Origin of the sequence: Bacteroides mediterraneensis (assembly GCF_025993685.1) — a bacterium.
Classification (GTDB): domain Bacteria; phylum Bacteroidota; class Bacteroidia; order Bacteroidales; family Bacteroidaceae; genus Phocaeicola; species Phocaeicola mediterraneensis_A.
In genome coordinates this window covers 3,753,871-3,771,680 of the sequence record NZ_DAJPEN010000001.1, presented here as the reverse complement: position 1 = coordinate 3,771,680, position 17,810 = coordinate 3,753,871, and the positions used below count along the sequence as shown (strand labels likewise).

The 17,810-nt window shown below is 49.2% G+C and carries 11 protein-coding genes; 3 read left to right on the top strand and 8 right to left on the bottom strand.

Annotated features, from left to right (window positions below; translation table 11 throughout):
* Positions 1–57: 57 nt before the first annotated feature.
* From OIM59_RS16155 to OIM59_RS16135, 5 genes are all read right to left on the bottom strand, one after another.
* Positions 58–2,625 (bottom strand): M60 family metallopeptidase, encoded by a 2,568-nt coding sequence (locus OIM59_RS16155; RefSeq protein WP_303897697.1) that lies wholly within the window; start codon positions 2,623–2,625, stop codon positions 58–60.
* 81 nt (positions 2,626–2,706) lie between these two features.
* Complete coding sequence (locus OIM59_RS16150; RefSeq protein WP_299172939.1) at positions 2,707–4,089, bottom strand: BT_3987 domain-containing protein; 1,383 nt, start codon at positions 4,087–4,089, stop codon at positions 2,707–2,709.
* Positions 4,090–4,101: 12 nt separating this feature from the next.
* Positions 4,102–6,036, bottom strand: a complete 1,935-nt coding sequence (locus OIM59_RS16145; RefSeq protein ID WP_303897694.1) for a RagB/SusD family nutrient uptake outer membrane protein — start codon at positions 6,034–6,036, stop codon at positions 4,102–4,104.
* Between the two features lie 14 nt (positions 6,037–6,050).
* Positions 6,051–9,203, bottom strand: a complete 3,153-nt coding sequence (locus tag OIM59_RS16140; protein ID WP_299172934.1) for a TonB-dependent receptor — start codon at positions 9,201–9,203, stop codon at positions 6,051–6,053.
* Between the two features lie 452 nt (positions 9,204–9,655).
* A complete protein-coding gene (locus tag OIM59_RS16135; protein ID WP_299172932.1) occupies positions 9,656–10,666 on the bottom strand; it encodes an ATP-dependent 6-phosphofructokinase in 1,011 nt (336 codons plus the stop codon).
* Positions 10,667–10,818: 152 nt separating this feature from the next.
* Here OIM59_RS16135 and OIM59_RS16130 point away from each other — a divergent pair, with 152 nt between their 5' ends.
* The 3 genes from OIM59_RS16130 to OIM59_RS16120 are packed head-to-tail and all read left to right on the top strand — an operon-like array spanning position 10,819 to position 15,072.
* Positions 10,819–12,324, top strand: coding sequence for a GH3 auxin-responsive promoter family protein (locus OIM59_RS16130; protein ID WP_303897692.1), 1,506 nt, complete (start codon positions 10,819–10,821; stop codon positions 12,322–12,324).
* 10 nt (positions 12,325–12,334) lie between these two features.
* Positions 12,335–14,260 carry an Ig-like domain-containing protein gene (locus OIM59_RS16125; RefSeq protein WP_299172927.1) on the top strand — a complete coding sequence of 642 codons (1,926 nt, stop codon included), beginning with the start codon at positions 12,335–12,337 and terminating at the stop codon, positions 14,258–14,260.
* A complete protein-coding gene (locus OIM59_RS16120) occupies positions 14,257–15,072 on the top strand; it encodes a DUF3108 domain-containing protein (RefSeq protein ID WP_299172924.1) in 816 nt (271 codons plus the stop codon). The genes OIM59_RS16125 and OIM59_RS16120 overlap by 4 nt, the downstream gene beginning before the upstream one ends.
* 87 nt (positions 15,073–15,159) lie before the next feature.
* Here OIM59_RS16120 and rnc read toward each other — a convergent pair whose 3' ends face one another.
* From rnc to OIM59_RS16105, 3 genes are read right to left on the bottom strand one after another with little or no spacing between them, the layout of a single operon-like run.
* Positions 15,160–16,167, bottom strand: coding sequence for a ribonuclease III (rnc, locus tag OIM59_RS16115; RefSeq protein ID WP_299172922.1), 1,008 nt, complete (start codon positions 16,165–16,167; stop codon positions 15,160–15,162).
* Positions 16,168–16,170: 3 nt separating this feature from the next.
* Positions 16,171–17,436, bottom strand: coding sequence for a beta-ketoacyl-ACP synthase II (fabF, locus tag OIM59_RS16110; protein ID WP_299172920.1), 1,266 nt, complete (start codon positions 17,434–17,436; stop codon positions 16,171–16,173).
* Positions 17,437–17,451: 15 nt separating this feature from the next.
* A complete protein-coding gene (locus OIM59_RS16105) occupies positions 17,452–17,688 on the bottom strand; it encodes an acyl carrier protein (protein ID WP_022353800.1) in 237 nt (78 codons plus the stop codon).
* Positions 17,689–17,810: the final 122 nt, after the last annotated feature.

Sequence of the window (17,810 nt, the reverse complement as noted above, 5' to 3'; positions counted from 1 at the left end):
AAGGGGTATCGGTGTGTGTGCCGGTACCCCTTTCTGTTTCTGTATGAGAAGAAATACTTATTTTTTGCGGATTTCAATTCGCTTTCCGTCGGCCTGTACGGCATAAAGCTTGGTATTGGTCAGGTCTACTCCCGCCGGAATGTCATAGCTGAACATGTTGAAGAAATAAACCAGCTCTCCTTCGGCACTGTTTTTCCGCAGTTCAAAGGCCACTGCATTTTCTCCGTTTTCTACGGTATATTTCTTTCCGGAAACGGTGTAGGCAATGTTGGGGCTGATTTCCTTCACTTTTCCTTCAAACTGGGTGTAATATCCGGTGTCCGAAGGTTTGGTATCCAGTCCGGTATCTCCGGCCTTGCGGTCTTCAATGTACTGGAAAGCATGTTTGGGCTTCGGGAATTTCTTCATGAAGTCCTTGGCTTGTTTAATCATTTCTGCCGTCACTTTATATTTCCAGGTACCATACTGGTCAATGGTATCTTCTCCCGGGATAAAGAAGCCCCACAAGTCGAAGAAGTCGGTCAGGTCTTCCTTGGCTGCCTCACTGGCTTTCATGGCAAACTTGAGCTGGGCAGCGCCGGGATCGCTTTCTGTAATCCGGTCTTCACGCAGCAGTTTGAACAAGGTCTGCCAGAATTTGGGGTTGTGTCCGCAACGGTGGTAGTAGTTCCACAGCTGCCAGTTCATGCGCATGTGTATTTCCGTGTCCTCTCCCTGATGCGTGGCGTCTCCCATGTTATACCATGCTTTCTTGTGTACGAAGCGGGAATCAGCCAGGTCGTTCAGTTCACTACCTCTGGAGCAGTATTTCCCCAGTTTGTACAGAACGTAGTTGGAGAACAGGTTGTTGGACGATTCCGTGCTGCCAGGCCAGTTGATGGCGGCCTGATGGATGTGACCTATCTCGTGGGCCGGTCCCCAGGCGTTGTCTTTGGCGGACATGACATTCTCTTTCAGCAGGATATTCTTCAGGTAAGTGTAGACGAAACCGATGCAATAGTCGGAGGCCCACATGTAACTTCCTTCCGGCGAGATGGCAAAGATATGGTTGTTCACCTGCGACGGGCGTACATCCTCGATGCCCATCAGTTCCTGTTCCCAGCCGATGATGTCATCCCACAGGTTGATGGCCGACAGTATCTGGTTGGGGACAAATTCCTGCATCTTGGAAGTATGGAAATAGAACATGATGCGTTCACCTCGTACACAGAAATATTTGTGGGTCGCTTTCTTCAAGAGTTCGGCATACTTTTCATCGGTTTTGTGTTCTTTCAGGTCGAAGAAGCCGGTCACTTTTCCGCTTCCCATCGGGATATGAATCTTGATAGGTTTGGCATCGGGCGAGGTCAGGTCGGTGTTGTACATGACGAAAAGCTGTCCTTCCTTGCGCATGGTCAGTTTGTTGACACCCGGTGACAGGAAATAGACTTCTCCGCTCACGTTGGTCTGCTTGTATTCCTGTCCGCTTTCCCAGATACTTTGCAAGGATATCTGTTGGCCGTGAGTATCGCCCACCAGTACGATAATTTCATCGCCTTGCTGTACCGAGATACCGGTAGGATTGTCGAGGTTGCTGTATTTCTTGGTCATCAGTTTGGTGGCCCACTCCTCCGGTATGCTGTAAGGGGCATATTCACGGATACGGAATTCTTTTTCATGCGCATCGTATGTGTGGTTCTGGAGAGCTTTGGCCAGTCGGACGAAATAGTCGGGGAGGGCATTGATTTGTTCGTCGGTCACTCCTTCTTTCAAGGTGCTGCAAGTGATGTCGCCGAATACGGTGAGCAGCGTTTTCTCCAGCGTGTTTTCCTGGTTGTACCGATAGAACTCCATTTCGTCACAGCTCACAAAATTGCCGGCGCCCGATTTGACTTCGAATTTGATACCTGTCACTTTCTGGGTTGTCTTGAAGGTGATTTTGGAAGGTGCATTCTGCATGCGGAAATTGTAGGAACCATATTTCTTCCAGTCCGAATGTCCCTCGTCGGTCGCCATCAGCAGGTCAAATTCCCCGAAGTTTCCGTTTCCGGAGCGGGTATAATAAATAAGGTAGTCTATGTCGGCACCTCCTTGGAAATAATATTCCAGTTTGACCGGGAAATTGGCCGATTTCCCCCATGGTGAGTGATAAGGATTGGCGCCATCGGCAGAGAATTTGCCGTCCCATGTGTTTTCAATGTCTTGTCCGGGTTGGCATTCGCTGGCCTTACCTCCGGAAGGCTGCACCTTGATGTCTTCGCTGAGGACGATGTCGGACGAGCCATATTGGGTCACATTGAGGATATAGTTCTGAACGGGAGACAGAATTTTGACTACCGCTGTTCTGCGCTCTCCGGAGGTGTTGGCCGTAGCGGAAATTTTGAGGCTTGCTCCCTGCGAAGCATCTTCCTGGGTAGACAGGAAAAGCCAGTTGGCCTCACTCTCGGCTTTCCAGTCGTTCAGTGACAGGTTGGTTTTGACAAGGATGATTTTATTTTCCGGAGCACTTCCGAATTCCTGGTTCATGTCTGCCTCTTCAATGGAAAAGAAACGGTCTTTGAGATTCTCTTTTTCTTTGCATCCCGAGGAAGAAAGTATCAGGAGCAGCAGCATCGTGAAAGACGCGAAAAATAGTCTTTTTTTCATGGTGTTAAGGTTGAGGTTTTAAAATAGAGAAAGGAATACGGGTAAGTACTCCTCCCTCTATTGCATGAGTGTTTATCAAAATCAATTACCGTATAGTGTAAGCTCTCCCAGGTTGAACCAAGATTTTCCACTGGTCATGGAGCCTGCGGTACTTGTCAGCACGGCGAAACGGAAATGAGTAAATTTGTTGGCTGCACGGTAGATAGGAGAAGAATATTGCTGGTTTGCACCCGTAGGAAGCCCGCTTTTAATCTCTCCCAGTTCGGTCCATGCTTTTCCATCTGTGCTGGTAAACAGCTTGATGTGGGTCGGGGCTGCATTCCCGTTTTCAAAGCGTGTCCAGTAGTCCAGCTTGATGGATTGGATAGGAGTGGTCAGTGTCACATCAATGTAGTTGCCGTAAGTGGCATCTTGTACAGGGGCACTCCAGTTGGAGTGGAAGTGCAGGCCGGCGCCGAGACCGTCAATCAGACCAGCATAACCCGTTCCGTCACCTTCAGCAATGGAGTTTGCCTTAAATTGGCTGGCTTTCAGCACCAGTTTGTCTGGAGAGTAAGAAACACCCAACAGAACGGTTTTTTGAGTCGCTTTGATTTCCAGGCCTTCCACGCTGGGATTGGAAATGGTAAGAGGAAGAATATATTCTCCCATTTGCAGGGCAGTCCGGTTGAAAGTGACCTCCATTGTGGCAGTAGTGGCTGCTTCGGCGAAAGTTACCACACCATTGTTGGGCAGGGTGTAAGCGTTTGCCGGAAGTTGTTGGTAACGGTTACCGTTCTGTGCATTGTATTTCTTGAAAGCCTCTACCGCTTCTTCGTTGCAAGTGACGCTGCATTTCAATCCCCAGGCATTCGGAGTGGGCAGGGCCAGCTCCACCGTATGGGTCTGTTTGGCTTCCCCTTTGGAAGTGAACTGTACGGCACTTACGAACCCGGCACTGGTCAGTTCGAGCGAAGGAGCCTTGATGTCGGGGGCAATGATGAGCAAGCTGTCGTGTACGGAAGCTCCGTTTCCGTGGAGCAGCAAGGGCAAGGCATATTTCTGTCCGTGATTGCTTTCCTGCAGTTTCAAGATTTCTCTTGTTTTCAACACGACGTTCATTATTTTGTAGCGTTCCTGTGCAGAAAATTGCAGTTCCTCGTTCGGCATTGTATAATATGCGGCAGGCAGATAAGCATATTTCAGTGCATTGTTGGTGCAATATGCCTGAAAAGCTTCTTCCGTCATCGGGACAAGTGTTCCGTTGGCGGGTACTTCCCCTTTGCTTCCGGTTTTCATGATGGAAATAGGGATGGTTCCTTCCGCTTCGGTAGTATATAATTCCGTGTTACGGATGCCTGCATCCTTGATGTTCAATACGCAATGGTATTGTGCAGGGAACAGTTCGTCATATTTTTCGCAGCTGGATAGGGCCAATGTGCCTCCTAAGACACAGATTGCCCCAAATAGATTATGTAGTTTCATATTAAATACTTTTTAATAGCCTGGTGCCTGAATAAGTTGTGGGTTTTTGTAAACTTCATTTTCAAAAACAGGAAGGAAATACATGCGGTTCGTCCATTTGAAATTCTGGCTGATAACCACCGGCGTGTTGAATTCCTCAAAGGTCGGGTCGAGCTTGCTCATGGCATTGAGTCCCTTGCGTACGCCGGCACCCATGTATTCTGGGGCAATCATCCAGCGGCGGATGTCGTAGTAACGGTGACCTTCTCCCCACAGCTCGACAAAGCGTTCATTCTGTACCCATTTCATGATAGGCATGTCGTTGGTGACGTCTTTCATATCGAGGTTTCTGATTCCGGCACGCTGACGGATAATGTTCAGCTGTTCCAGGGCCTTAGAAGTTTCACCGAGAGCTGCATAACATTCGGCCAGATTCAGATACAATTCGGCCATACGGATCAGTGGTCTCGGCTTGTCCTGCTTTTCTTCGGCACTGGCAGTCCAGGCGAACGTAGGCTCAATGAACTTTTGAGACAGGTAACCGGTCACACAGTTATCGCGGTTGAACAAGGACGGATTGTAACCGTGAAGTTCCGATTTGCGCATTTCCAGTTTCAAGGGCTGTCCACCATAGACACGGCTTCCCATGTCGCCGCCATCGAATGCAATCCAGGCATAGAAGCGGGGCTCACGACGAGCATTCAGTTTGATGATGTCACTGCGATTGTTTACGCCGGCACTCTGGAACCATTCATTCTCACGATAGAATTTTTCGTCTTTTTCGATGGGCACTCCGTTTTCTGTGTAGAATTGCTCCACTGTATTTAGAGTGGGGGATACTCCGGAATATCCGGCTTTCCAAGTTCCCTGGTTGTTTTTGATGACACGGTGTGGAAGGGAACCGATAATCATGGTTCCCTGGTTGGCATGTCCCCAGATGGTTTCGCGGTTACCTTCCTTATAGCGGGTGGTGACCACGTATCGCATCAGCTGTACGCGTTCCATGAATTCTTTGTCCTTGTCGGCTGTTCCACCACTTTCGCTCTTGAAAGGAACGAACGGGAGCGGCAGATTGGCTTGTTTATACAAGATGCGTGCATCGTCCAGGCTGAACAGTTTATGTCCGGCTGCGTTTGCGGCTTCAATGGCTTCCAGACAGGCCTTCTTGGCTGCTTCCCATTTCTTGGGGTCGTATTGTTTGCTGATTAGTTCCTTGCCATAGCCCGGAGTCTCGAAATTCGTGTTTTCCCAGTCCTTGTAAGGGAAGCTGCCGTTGTATAGCGGAGAGGCGGCATATACCAGCAGGCGGGCCTTCAGGGCTTTGGCCATGACCGAAGTGGCTCTTCCCCATTCATCCCCGCTGCGGGTGGCAGGAAGCTGTCCGTCTTCGCAGACCTCATCGAATTTCTGGCAAATCCAGTCTTTCACGTAGTCGAAGTGCATACGTCCCCTGTACTCTGATTCAGGAGTAGCCTGGTCGATATAGGTGTCGGTGATGGGACAAGGGCCGTAGGCTACCAATGTAGCCATGTGATAGTACGCCAGCAGGAAGTTGGCTTCTGCGGCCCATGCTCTTTTCTGTTCGTCTGTCACCCCTCTGGCATTAGGCAGTTCCTGCAGGAAGAGCAGACACTGTCCGATGAAGCGGTAGTTGGTTCCCCAGCTCCATCCGTCGGCGATGTTGGTCGGGAGGTTCAAGTCCCAGGTGATTTTTTGTGAACCGGTGTTCCACAGGGGAGGAAGCACGTATTCGTCGGCACCGGCTTCCACCGTCTGATAATCGAACGGACTTCTCACTCCTCCGTAGCAGGAGAAAAGAAAGCCCAGTGTGGCTTCCGGGTCTTTGGTGGCATCTGGCAAGGAGGCTTGTTCGGGTGGTACTACGTCGAGGTAGTTACATGAAGTGGTTCCTCCACATAAAGCCAGTGAGAGTAAGGCGATTTTTCCTATGTTTTTAAAAGTCTTCATCGTAATTAGATTTTTTAGAAAGTTAACTGTAATCCGATATTAAACGTTCTCTGTAAAGGGTAGCTGTTCCAAGCCAGTTCCGGGTCCCACAACTTGAACGGACTGAATACGAACAGGTTGTTTCCGCTGAAGTACACGCGGGCATGCTTGAAGCGGTATCCGATTTCCAGCGTCTTGAAGCGGATAAAGTTACCGTTTCTCATCCAGTAGGTGCTGGCCTGGGTGTTGTTGGCCGTCTGTGCGTCGGTCAGTCCCAGACGCGGATACGCCGCATTGGGGTTCGGGTTGGCTTCTGTCCAGTAATCATCTGCAATGAACTGCATGACGTTGAAGTCGTCTTGTCCGAACGGAGTGATACCGCTGATCATGAGGGTACGCATGGCCGAACCGTTGAAGAATACGCCGAAATTGAATCCTTTGTAGTCGATGTTCATACCCAGACCGTACTGGATGCGCGGCATGTTGCCGTATTCTGAAATCATGACTTGGTCTTCTGTGTTGATGATGCCGTCACCGTTTACGTCGCGGTATTTCACGTCGCCTACCATTACGCTACTTCCCAAGTTTTGTGTCGGGCTGTTGTCAATCTCTTCCTGACTTTGGAACAGTCCGTCGGCGATGTAACCTTTCTGGTGGCTCAAAGGTTTGCCGGTCACGGTCTGCCAAGTATAAGGATAGAGCGGTTCGTCGTAGTCTACGTATTTATTCTGGGTGTAGGTAAAGTTTCCTTGGAAGTCTACGGCCAGGTCTTTGTTGAACTGCTTGCGGTAGTTGACGCTGAGTTCATATCCCCAGTTGTTTACTTTTCCTTTGTTGCTCCAAGGTTTGGCAGAGTCATATCCCAGAGACTGCGGCCATGCCTCGCGGTGTAGCAGGATGTTGTAGCGCTTGTCGTAGAAGAAGTCGAAGGTCAGGCTCAAGCTGCGGAACAGTTCCATGTCGAAACCGACGTCCAGTTTTTTCACACGTTCCCATCCGGCGTTCTGCACGGCATACTGAGTGACCACAGGACCGTATTTGGTGACATTCAGGTCTTCTCCAAAGGTGGCTCCCGGGCGATTCTGGCCAATGACATTTACCTGGTCGATGTACAAGAAGTGAGGTGAGCCTTGAGGACCGGTTTCGTCGCTACCTACCAGACCGTAGGAACCTCTCAGCTTCAAGGACGATATGACCTTGCTGAGGGGAGCGAAGAATTTCTCGTTGGAAACCACCCATCCCAAAGAGATGGCCGGGAAGAATTCAAAACGGTCACCTTTTGCCAGACGCTCGGTACCGTTGTAACCGAAGTTGATTTCAGCCAAATAGCGTTGGTCGAAGTCGTAGGTGAAACGTCCGGAGAAACCCTGGTTGCGGTTCGGCAGCACAGCCTTCCGGTATTCACGCTGCATATAGAGCAGCATACCGCCTACACTATGTTTTCCGAAACGGCGTTGATAGTCGAGGGTAAACTGCAGGAAGAAAGTGTTGTCACCGTCTTTTGTGATGTCCGACTGTGAGATATAGTCTGTTCCGCTTGTGCCCAGTCTTTCCAGGGTATATTCTCCCGTAGAAGGATTGAAACTTCCGTCTTTAATGCGGTAGTAGTAGGGTTCGATGCTGCGGTTATACCAGTTGGACGACCAGTTCTTGAAGTTGACCAAAGCCGTGGCACTCAGTCCCTTGGTGATGAAATCAAGCTGCTGGCTGATTTTCAAAGAGGTGTTCAAGGTATTTTCCTGCATCTGCTTGTAAGAAGAGAGCATGTAGGCATACGGGTTGGTGCGCAAGTTGGTTCCGCTCAGGATGGCATTACCGAAACGGATATGTGTGTCGCCTTCCTCTGCCGGGAATGTGACAGGGAAGTTGATCGGGTTGGTGGTCAGGGCCATCTTGAACAAATCGGATGTATTATAGTTAGGACCCTGGTTGTTGCGTATCTGCGCATTCATTCGCAAGTCTACGGTCGTAGTAGACGTCAGCTTGTATTTGATGTTGTTCTGGAAGTTGTAGCTCCAGTTGTTGATGTTGTTGTTATAAGAATATACTTTTCGGGTATTCAGCAATCCGGAGTCATGGTTGGCCTGGATACTCATGTAGTAAGTGGCTCTGGAACCACCACCCTGTACGTTGATATTGGCCCGCTGGCTCATGGCCATGTTTTTGAAAATCACGTCATTCCATTTCACGCTGGGATACATGTAGGGATTGGTGCCCAGGCGGGTGTTTTCAATCTGTTCTTGCGAATATTTGGGCGTTACGCCCGGATTGCGGGTGGTCTGTGCCTCGTTGTACATTTCCATCCAGGTGGCACCGTCCACGAAGTCCGGGAAATTGGTCATGACGTTGAACGCGTTTTCTACCGTCACGTTAATCTGTGTACGTTCATTTTCCCGTCCCGATTTGGTGGTAATCAACATTACACCGTTGGCACCGCGGGCACCGTAGATGGCGGTTGCCGAAGCATCTTTCAGGATAGAGAAACTTTCAATGGTTTCCGCCGGAATGTTGTTCAGGTCGGCAGCCGAGATTTCCACGTCGTCCAGCATAATCAGCGGAGTAGCTCTTCCGCCGAACGTGCCGATACCGCGGATATAGAATTCGGCAGCCTGTCCCGGCGCACCGCTGGAAGTCTTGGCGATGACACCTGCCAGCTTACCGGCGAGGGCATTGGTCAAAGAAGAGGTAGGAGTGACAAGAGAAGAACCTTTTACACTGGTGATAGAACCGGTGACACTGACTTTTTTCTGCGTACCGGCACCGACTACTACGACTTCGTCCAGCATCTCATTGTCCGACCGCAGTTTCACGTTGATGACACCGAGGTCGGCCACGGAAATCTCACGGGTTTTGTAACCGATAAAGCTGACCACCAGGATGTCTTTGCTGGTGGCTTCGATAGAATAATTACCATCAAGGTCGGAAATGACGCCGGTATTTTTCCCTTTCAGGACAATGTTGGCTCCGATGATAGGCGTTCCGTCGGAAGCATCGGTAATGGTACCGGTGATGGTTCGTTTTCTGGGACTTTGTGCAGTAGCCTCGATGTCTTTGGTTTCATGAAAGGAAACTGCTGGAAGGGGGCTTGCATCGAGTGTGGCACTGGATACAGCCCAGGAGGAAAGAGGTAGCATACATAATGCCAGTCCAAGTTTTTTTCCAAACTTGTTCGTTTTTCCTTGTTGCATGTCAGTAAAATTAAGGTTATTAAATTTAGGTATTAAGCTCTTGTGGAAGAGGTTTCAAGGTAAAAAATGGTAAGGGTGTAATAAGGTTGTTCAGTTTTCGTTTTTTTTGGTTTTTAGGTTACAAGGTTTAATAATGTAATTTTTTGATTATGTATTTCTGTTTAGTATTAATTCTTGGTTTTATGTTTTTGGTTTATCGCAAAAATATAGTAATGGAATATATGAAAGAAATATTTTTTATTAATAAATGAAAAATAAAAATTTTTAATTTAGGAGGAAGGAGATGTCTTGTATTGAGAATCAATGGTTTACAGGTTCTGGATAAGGTGTCAAAAAAACGCACTTGCGTTTGCTCTTAAACGCAAGTGCGTTTTGCACAAAACGTCCTTGCGTTTGAGGTAAAACGTAAGGACGTTTTTTCAGGGATGATTTTATGTGTATAAACCGTATATTTATCCGAAACAGATACCCATCCGGCGGCCCTGTACCACCAGGTCGTGCTCTTCCGTCACCAGTTTCAGCTTTCCGGCCACTTCGCTCAGTGGTACCGAATCAATGGCGTTTCCTTTCAAGGCCACCATCCGCCCGAACAGGCCCTGTGCAATCAGCTCGGTGGCATGTCCTCCCATGCGTGTGGCCAGGTTACGGTCGTAGGCCGTAGGACTTCCTCCGCGCTGGATGTAGCCCAGCACCGTTTCGCGTGTCTCAAATCCTGTTTCGTATTCGATTTCTTCGGCAATGTATTGTGCCGCTTTCTTGCCGCCCAGCGTAGGAATACCTTCTGCTACCACCACGATGGAGTAGGGCTTACCCTTTTTGAGCCGGTTGATGATGGCATCGCCGATGCGGTGGATGTCGAACGGGATTTCCGGCAGCAGGATGATGTCGCCTCCTCCAGCCATGCCCGAATAAAGGGCAATCCATCCGGCCTTGTGTCCCATCACTTCAATGACCATGACCCGCTGGTGCGCGCTGGCTGTGGAGTGCAGGCGGTCGATGGCATCGGTGGCGATGGATACTGCCGAGTCGAAACCGAACGACACGTCGGTTCCCCACACGTCGTTGTCGATGGTTTTAGGAATGCTTACCACATTGACTCCCGCTTCCGCCAGTTTGGCCGCGGTCTTTTGGGTGCCGTTACCGCCGATGCACACGATGCAGTCCAGCTGCCGGTCGCGGATGGTCTGTAACAGGATGGCAGGCTTGTCCTCCGAGACGGCAGTCCCTTTCTTCTTGAAAGGTTTTTCACGCGAGGTGCCGAGGATGGTCCCTCCCAGGTTGAGCAGTCCGGTGAGTGAACTCTCGTCCATCGGGATGATGTCGTTGTCGAGCAAGCCCCGGAAACCGCTGTGGATGCCATACACCTCCATCCCGTAATGATTGATGGCTGTCTTGCAAACCCCTCGGATTGTAGCATTTATGCCCGGACAGTCACCGCCTGAAGTCAAGATTCCTATCTTCATGTTTAGTGGTATTAATCGATTGTGTGGTAAAGGTAAGAAAAAACTGTATATTTGTCGTGAGGGAGGAAAAAATAATGTTCCTGCCTGCTGAATTAGGCAGAAAAAATCTACCTTTGCAACTACCACAATAAGGATTTGAAATTTAAGGACGAATGAATTCAACAAAGTTAATAGGAAAGCTATTTGCTCCCAGACAGAGAGAAATCGACCTTTATGGGACAAAGGCCGAAGAAATTCAGGACCGCGTATTCCGAAAACTGATACAGAGAGCTTCCGCCACGGAGTGGGGCACAAAATATGATTTCAACCAGATCCGGAACTATACGGATTTCCAGCGGGTTCCGGTACAGACCTATGAAGATGTGAAAGGATATGTAGACCGCATGCGCCACGGAGAAAAGGACGTGCTGTGGCCGGGAAAAGTCATCTGGTATGCCAAATCGTCGGGAACTACCAACGACAAGAGCAAGTTTATTCCCGTCAGTCCGGAAGGTCTGAAAGGTATTCATTACCGGGGAGGCACGGATGCGGTGGCACTTTACCTGCGCGAAAATCCGCAGAGCCGCTTCTTCTCGGGAAAGGGTTTGATTCTGGGCGGAAGCCATAGTCCGAACTACAACGTGAAGGACAGTCTGGTGGGCGACCTCTCGGCCATCCTGATTCAGAACATCAATCCGCTGGTCAACCTGATTCGGGTGCCGAAAAAGGAGATAGCCCTGCTGAGTGAGTTCGAAGAGAAGGTGGAACGCATTGCCGATACCACAATTCACCAGAATGTGACCAACCTGTCGGGGGTACCTTCGTGGATGCTGGCTGTGATACATCGCATTCTGGAGAAAACCGGAGCCAAACATCTGAACGAGGTGTGGCCCAATCTGGAAGTGTTCTTCCATGGGGGTGTATGCTTTACGCCCTACCGTGAGCAGTACAAGCAGCTGATTCCTTCCGACAAGATGCATTACATGGAGACGTATAATGCCAGCGAAGGTTTCTTCGGCTTGCAGAGCGACTTGCACGACCCCGCCATGTTGCTGATGATTGACTACGACGTGTTCTATGAGTTCATTCCGCTGGAAGACATCGACAAACCGAATCCGGCTATCGTGCCGCTCTGGGGTGTGGAAGTGGGACGTAACTATGCGATGGTCATCACGACCTCTTGCGGTTTGTGGCGTTACCTCATCGGTGACACGGTGAAATTTACGCAGAAGAATCCTTACAAGTTCATCATTTCCGGCCGTACGAAACACTTTATCAACGCCTTCGGTGAGGAACTGATGGTGGACAATGCCGAAAAGGGACTGGAGCGTGCCTGCAAGGAAACGGGAGCGCAGGTGCTGGAATATACGGCAGCACCGGTGTTCATGGATGCCAATGCCAAATGCCGTCACCAGTGGTTGATTGAGTTCAGCGTGATGCCCGATTCGCTGGAGAAATTCACGCAGGTACTCGATACGGCCTTGCAGGAAATCAACTCGGACTACGAAGCCAAACGGCATAAGGACATCACCTTGCAGCGGCTGGAAGTGATTGTGGCCCGTGAGGGACTGTTCCACGACTGGCTGAAGCAAAAAGGCAAGCTGGGCGGACAGCACAAGGTGCCCCGTCTGAGCAACAGCCGTGACTATATTGAAGAAATGTTGAAACTGAATAACTAGACGAAAACCGATGAAGCCAATTCCTAAATATCTGGCCTTGCTGCTCGTGATTATCGGGTTCTACGCCTGTGCAAGTACAGGTATGCCCGACGGGGGACCGTATGACGAGACACCGCCCAAATTTGTGCGGGCTACTCCTGAACCCAATGCCACCAACAACAAGCGCAAGAAAATCTCCATTGAGTTCGACGAATACATCAAGCTGGACAAACCTTCGGAGAAGGTCATCATTTCGCCTCCTCAGATAGAAGCGCCGGAAGTGAAGGTGAGCGGCCACCGGGTGCTGGTGGAGTTTTTTGATACGTTACGGGCCAATACGACGTATACCATTGATTTTGGGGATGCCATTGTGGACAACAATGAAGACAATCCGCTGGGAAATTTTGCCTATGCTTTCTCTACCGGTGAGCATATTGACACGATGGAAGTGTCGGGTACGGTGCTGAATGCCGAGAATCTGGAGCCGGTGAAGGGCATTCAGGTGGGGCTTCACAGCAACCTGGAAGACAGTGCGTTCGTGAAACTCCCGTTCGACCGCATTTCGCGTACCGACAGTCGTGGGCAGTTCACTATCCGGGGAGTGGCACCGGGAAAATACCGTATTTATGCCTTGATGGACGGTAACCAGAACTATCTGTTCGATTCGAAAACAGAGGCGATTGCTTTTCTGGATTCACTCGTTGTGCCCGACATGCGGCAGGCTGTGCGTCAGGATACGGTGTGGAACGAACTCGATACGCTGGCCTACGATACGATTTACGATGTGCACTACACGCGCTTCCTGCCCGACAACCTGATTCTGCGTTCGTTCAAGGAAGAGAATCCGATGCAGTATCTGGTGAAGAGCGAACGGGAACAGTTGAACCGTTTCTCGTTGTATTTCAGTGCCAAAGCAGATACACTTCCCACAATCAAGGGACTGGATTTTGACGAGAAAGATGCGTTTGTCATCGAAAGCAATCCGCGCAACGATACCATCCGCTACTGGATTAAGGATACGGTGATGTGCGAACGCGATACATTGACTTTCCAGATGGATTACCTGGCCACGGATACGCTGGGCCAGCTGGTGCCGAAAACCGATACGCTGCGTATGGTAAACAAGATTGACAAGAAGCGGCGCATGGCTTTGGCGGAAGAGGCTTTGAAGAAGGAGGAAAAGGAACGCAAGCGGCGGGAAAAGAAGGGGGATACGCTGAAGGCACAGCCCAAGTTCTTTGCCATGTCGGTGGATGCTCCTTCCAGCCTTGACCTGAACCGGAACATCGTGCTGAAGTTCGACGAGCCGGTGGAACACATCGATACGGCGGCCATTCACATGGCGGTCAAGGTGGATTCCTTGTGGGAGACTATTCCGTTTATTTTGATGAAAGATTCGGTGGCCCCTCGTCAGTACCAGATTCTGGCCGACTGGCAGCCCGGACAGGAGTATCAGTTCAAGATAGATTCATTGGGTATCAAGGGCATTTACGGACTTTATACGGATAAGGTGGAAAATGAACTGAAGGTGAAGACGCTGGAAGAGTATGGCACGTTGTACCTGAACATTGTGGGTGCCGGCCCTCACGCCATCGTGCAGTTGCTGAACGGCAGTGACGAGGTGGTGCGCCAGCAGCCGGTGACGGAAAAGAACACGTGCGACTTTTATTTCCTTCAGCCCAGCACGAAATATTATATCCGTCTGTTCAATGACGACAACAACAACGGGGTGTGGGATACCGGCAATTACAGCGAAAAACGCCAGCCGGAAGAAGTGTTCTACTTCCCGAAAGTATGGGAGATGAAAGCCAACTTTGAGTTTGAGGAGACATGGGATGTCCATGCCACGCCGCTCGACAAGCAGAAGTTGGACGAGATAAAGAAACAAAAGCCCGACGAGGCGAAAAAAATCAAGGACCGCAACAAAGAGCGGGCGCGTAAACTAGGAAAAACATGATTAAGAAACTGATTCTTTGCCTTTTCCTCCTGGTGGGAGGAATGGCAGCCAATGCACAATGTGGTGCTGTGAATGATGCAATCAAGCCAGGGGAGACGCTCTCTTATGAGCTGAAGTTTAACTGGAAGTTTGTCTGGATCAATGCCGGATGGGCAAAGATGACGGTCAACGAGACGAAATACAAGGGCGTTCCGTGTCTGAAGACGGATTTGCAGTCGTACACCAACAAGAAGATTGACTTCTTCTTCAAGATGCGTGACACACTGACTTGCATCACTTCGAAAGACCTGGTACCGCTGTATTTCCGGAAAGGGGCAGAAGAAGGCAAACGCTATACGGTGGACGAAGTGAATTTCAGTTACCAGAACGGAAAGTGTATTGTCGACCAGCAGCGTACGTTGCGGGGCAATACCGACAAGCATCATGAGGAACTGCCGGTGTGTGTGTATGACATGCTGAGCATCCTCTTGCAAGCCCGTTCATACGATGCGGCGGATTACAAGCCCGGACAGAAAATTCTTTTCTCCATGGCTACCGGAAGAGAAGTGGAGAAGCAGACACTGATTTACCGCCGCAAGGAGAACTACAAGGCAGAGAACGGGGTAACCTACCGTTGTCTGGTATTCTCGCTGGTGGAATATGTGGGCGAAGAGAAAAAAGAAAAGGAAGTCATCACGTTCTATGTGACTGACGACCGGAACCATTTGCCGGTACGTCTGGACATGTACCTGAATTTCGGTTCGGCCAAGGCCTTCCTGACCGATATCAAGGGTAACCGCCATCCGCTGACTTCCATCGTCAAGGGAAAATAACTTACAAAAAATCCTCAACTATTCCTGAGGGGGTAGCTGAGGATTTATTTTATGGGGGCAGACATTTGTCATGTAGAGACAAGTACTCTACACCGTGGTCTGTGTGTCCTGTGTGTCTTTTTCTGGCACGTCTGCAAGTTGAAACGCCGCTTCTTCTGCTTCTGCTATAATCCGTTCCACATCATCGTATTTCTCTGTTGTCACGACTTCTTCGGTCACTTCCAGAGAAGCTGCTTCTTCCTCCCGGACATTCGTAGGGAGGGGTGTGTGGCTCGTCTCCGGAGCATCAGTGGAAGCTGTATTCTGGCTCTCTTCTGCTGCCTTTTCGCGGGCTGCTTTCTTTGCAAAGATGGCATCGATAAACTGAGGGTCGTTCTTGATTTTGTTCAAGGTCTCATGTGCGGCCTCTTGCTGTGATTCTTTCTTGGAATATCCTTTTCCTTGTCCGGCAGGCACCTGTTCCACTACGACCTGTGTTTCGAATACCGGGTTCAGCTCTTCGTCGACTGACTGTTCCAATAGGTTGAACTCGATGAGGAAGCGGTTCTTTTGTCCCCATTCAATCAGTTTCGACTTGAAGTTGACCTCCTTGCGCGACAGTTTATCGAGGTTCAGATAAGGCTTGATGATGCGTTCTTCCATGAAGAACTTGCAGGTTTCGTATCCTCTGTCCAGGTAGATGGCTCCAACGAGCGCTTCAAACGCATTGCCGCACATGTAACTGTTGTGTGACGACTGCCGTGTGGTGTATTTAATCAGCTTGTCGAGTCCGATTTGTACCGCAATCCGGTTCAGTGTTTCTCTTTGTACGATTTTAGATCGCGTGTTGGTCAGAAATCCTTCCCGTTTTCCCTCAAACCGTTTGTAGACGATGTCGGCCACGACCGCATCCAGAATGGCGTCTCCCAAAAATTCCAGCCGCTCGTTGTTGAGCAGTCGGCCTTTAGTCTTTACTGAAGAAGATTTGTGCAAGAGAGCCTGCTGGTAGATTTCGATGTTCCGCGGGTAGAATCCCAGCATCTTATAAAAACAAAGATAAGACTCCTTATCCTTGCGAAAAAGGAGTCTTATCTTATCTGGTATATTGCTAAACACAGTTTATTCAGTGTATTTTTTAATGATTACACATGCATTGTGTCCGCCAAATCCGAAGGTGTTGCTCAATGCGGCACGTACAGTACGCTGCTGTGCTTTATTGAAAGTGAAGTTCAGGTTATAGTCGATGTTTTCATCGTTATCACCTTCTTCGTGGTTGATGGTTGGAGGAACAATGTCATTTTTCACAGAAAGTACACATGCAATTGCTTCTACGCCACCTGTTGCTCCCAAAAGGTGTCCGGTCATAGACTTGGTGGAACTGATGTTCAGTTTGTAGGCATGTTCGCCGAACAAGTCTTTGATGGCTTTCACTTCTGAAATATCACCTACCGGAGTAGAAGTTCCGTGTACGTTGATATAGTCGATGTCTTCCGGTTTCATTCCGGCATCTTCCAACGCACTCTGCATAACCAGTTTCGCACCCAGACCTTCAGGATGAGAAGCTGTCAGATGGTAAGCGTCGCCAGAAGCACCTGTACCGGCCAGCTCTGCATATATCTTCGCGCCACGAGCTTTTGCGTGTTCCAGTTCTTCAAGAATCAGACATCCGGCACCTTCACCCATTACGAAACCGTCACGGCTTGCGCTGAACGGACGTGAAGCATGAGTCGGGTCATCGTTGCGGGTAGACAATGCATGCATGGCATTGAAACCACCTACTCCTGCGGGGAAGATGGCTGCTTCGGCTCCACCGGTCACAATGATGTTGGCTTTTCCCAGACGGATATAGTTGAACGCATCAGCTATGGCGTTGGAAGAAGAAGCACATGCAGAAGTGGTGGTGAAGTTAGGGCCATGGAAGCCATACATAATGGAAATCTGTCCGGCAGCGATGTCTGCAATCATCTTGGGGATGAAGAACGGATTGAATTTCGGTCCGATTGTATCTTTCGTCTTTTCATATCCGGCAACTTCTTCCTCGAAAGTATGGATACCTCCGATTCCGACGCCGAGAATTACTCCGACTTTGTTCAAATCTTCTTTTTCTACGTCGATTCCGGCATCAGTGACCGCTTCTTTTGCTGCTACTACGGCATATTGTGTATAGAGGTCCATCTTGCGGGCTTCCTTGCGGTCAATATGGTCGGCAGCATTGAAGTTCTTCACTTCGCAAGCGAACTGAGTCTTGAACTTCGACGCATCAAAATGAGTAATAGGTCCTGCTCCGCTGACGCCGTTCAGGAGGTTGTTCCAGAATTCCGGAACCGTATTACCTACCGGGGTCAACGCACCAAGACCTGTTACTACTACTCTTTTTAATTCCATAAAAGTAGAATTAAATTATTTTGCGTTAGCTTCGATGTAAGAGATAGCGTCGCCTACAGTCTGGATTTTTTCTGCCTGATCGTCAGGAATAGAGATTCCGAATTCTTTTTCGAATTCCATGATCAATTCTACTGTATCCAAAGAGTCAGCACCCAGATCGTTAGTGAAGCTCGCAGTTGGAACAACTTCTGATTCTTCTACGCCCAATTTATCTACGATAATTTTCTGTACTTTTGATGCGATTTCAGACATAATTCTAATTTTTTTAAGTTTATAAATAATGTAATTTATTGATTTTTCGTTGCAAAGGAATAAATATTTCTGCTTTTAAACAAGTATTCTAGCAAATAAATGCACTCCCTTTGCACATTTTT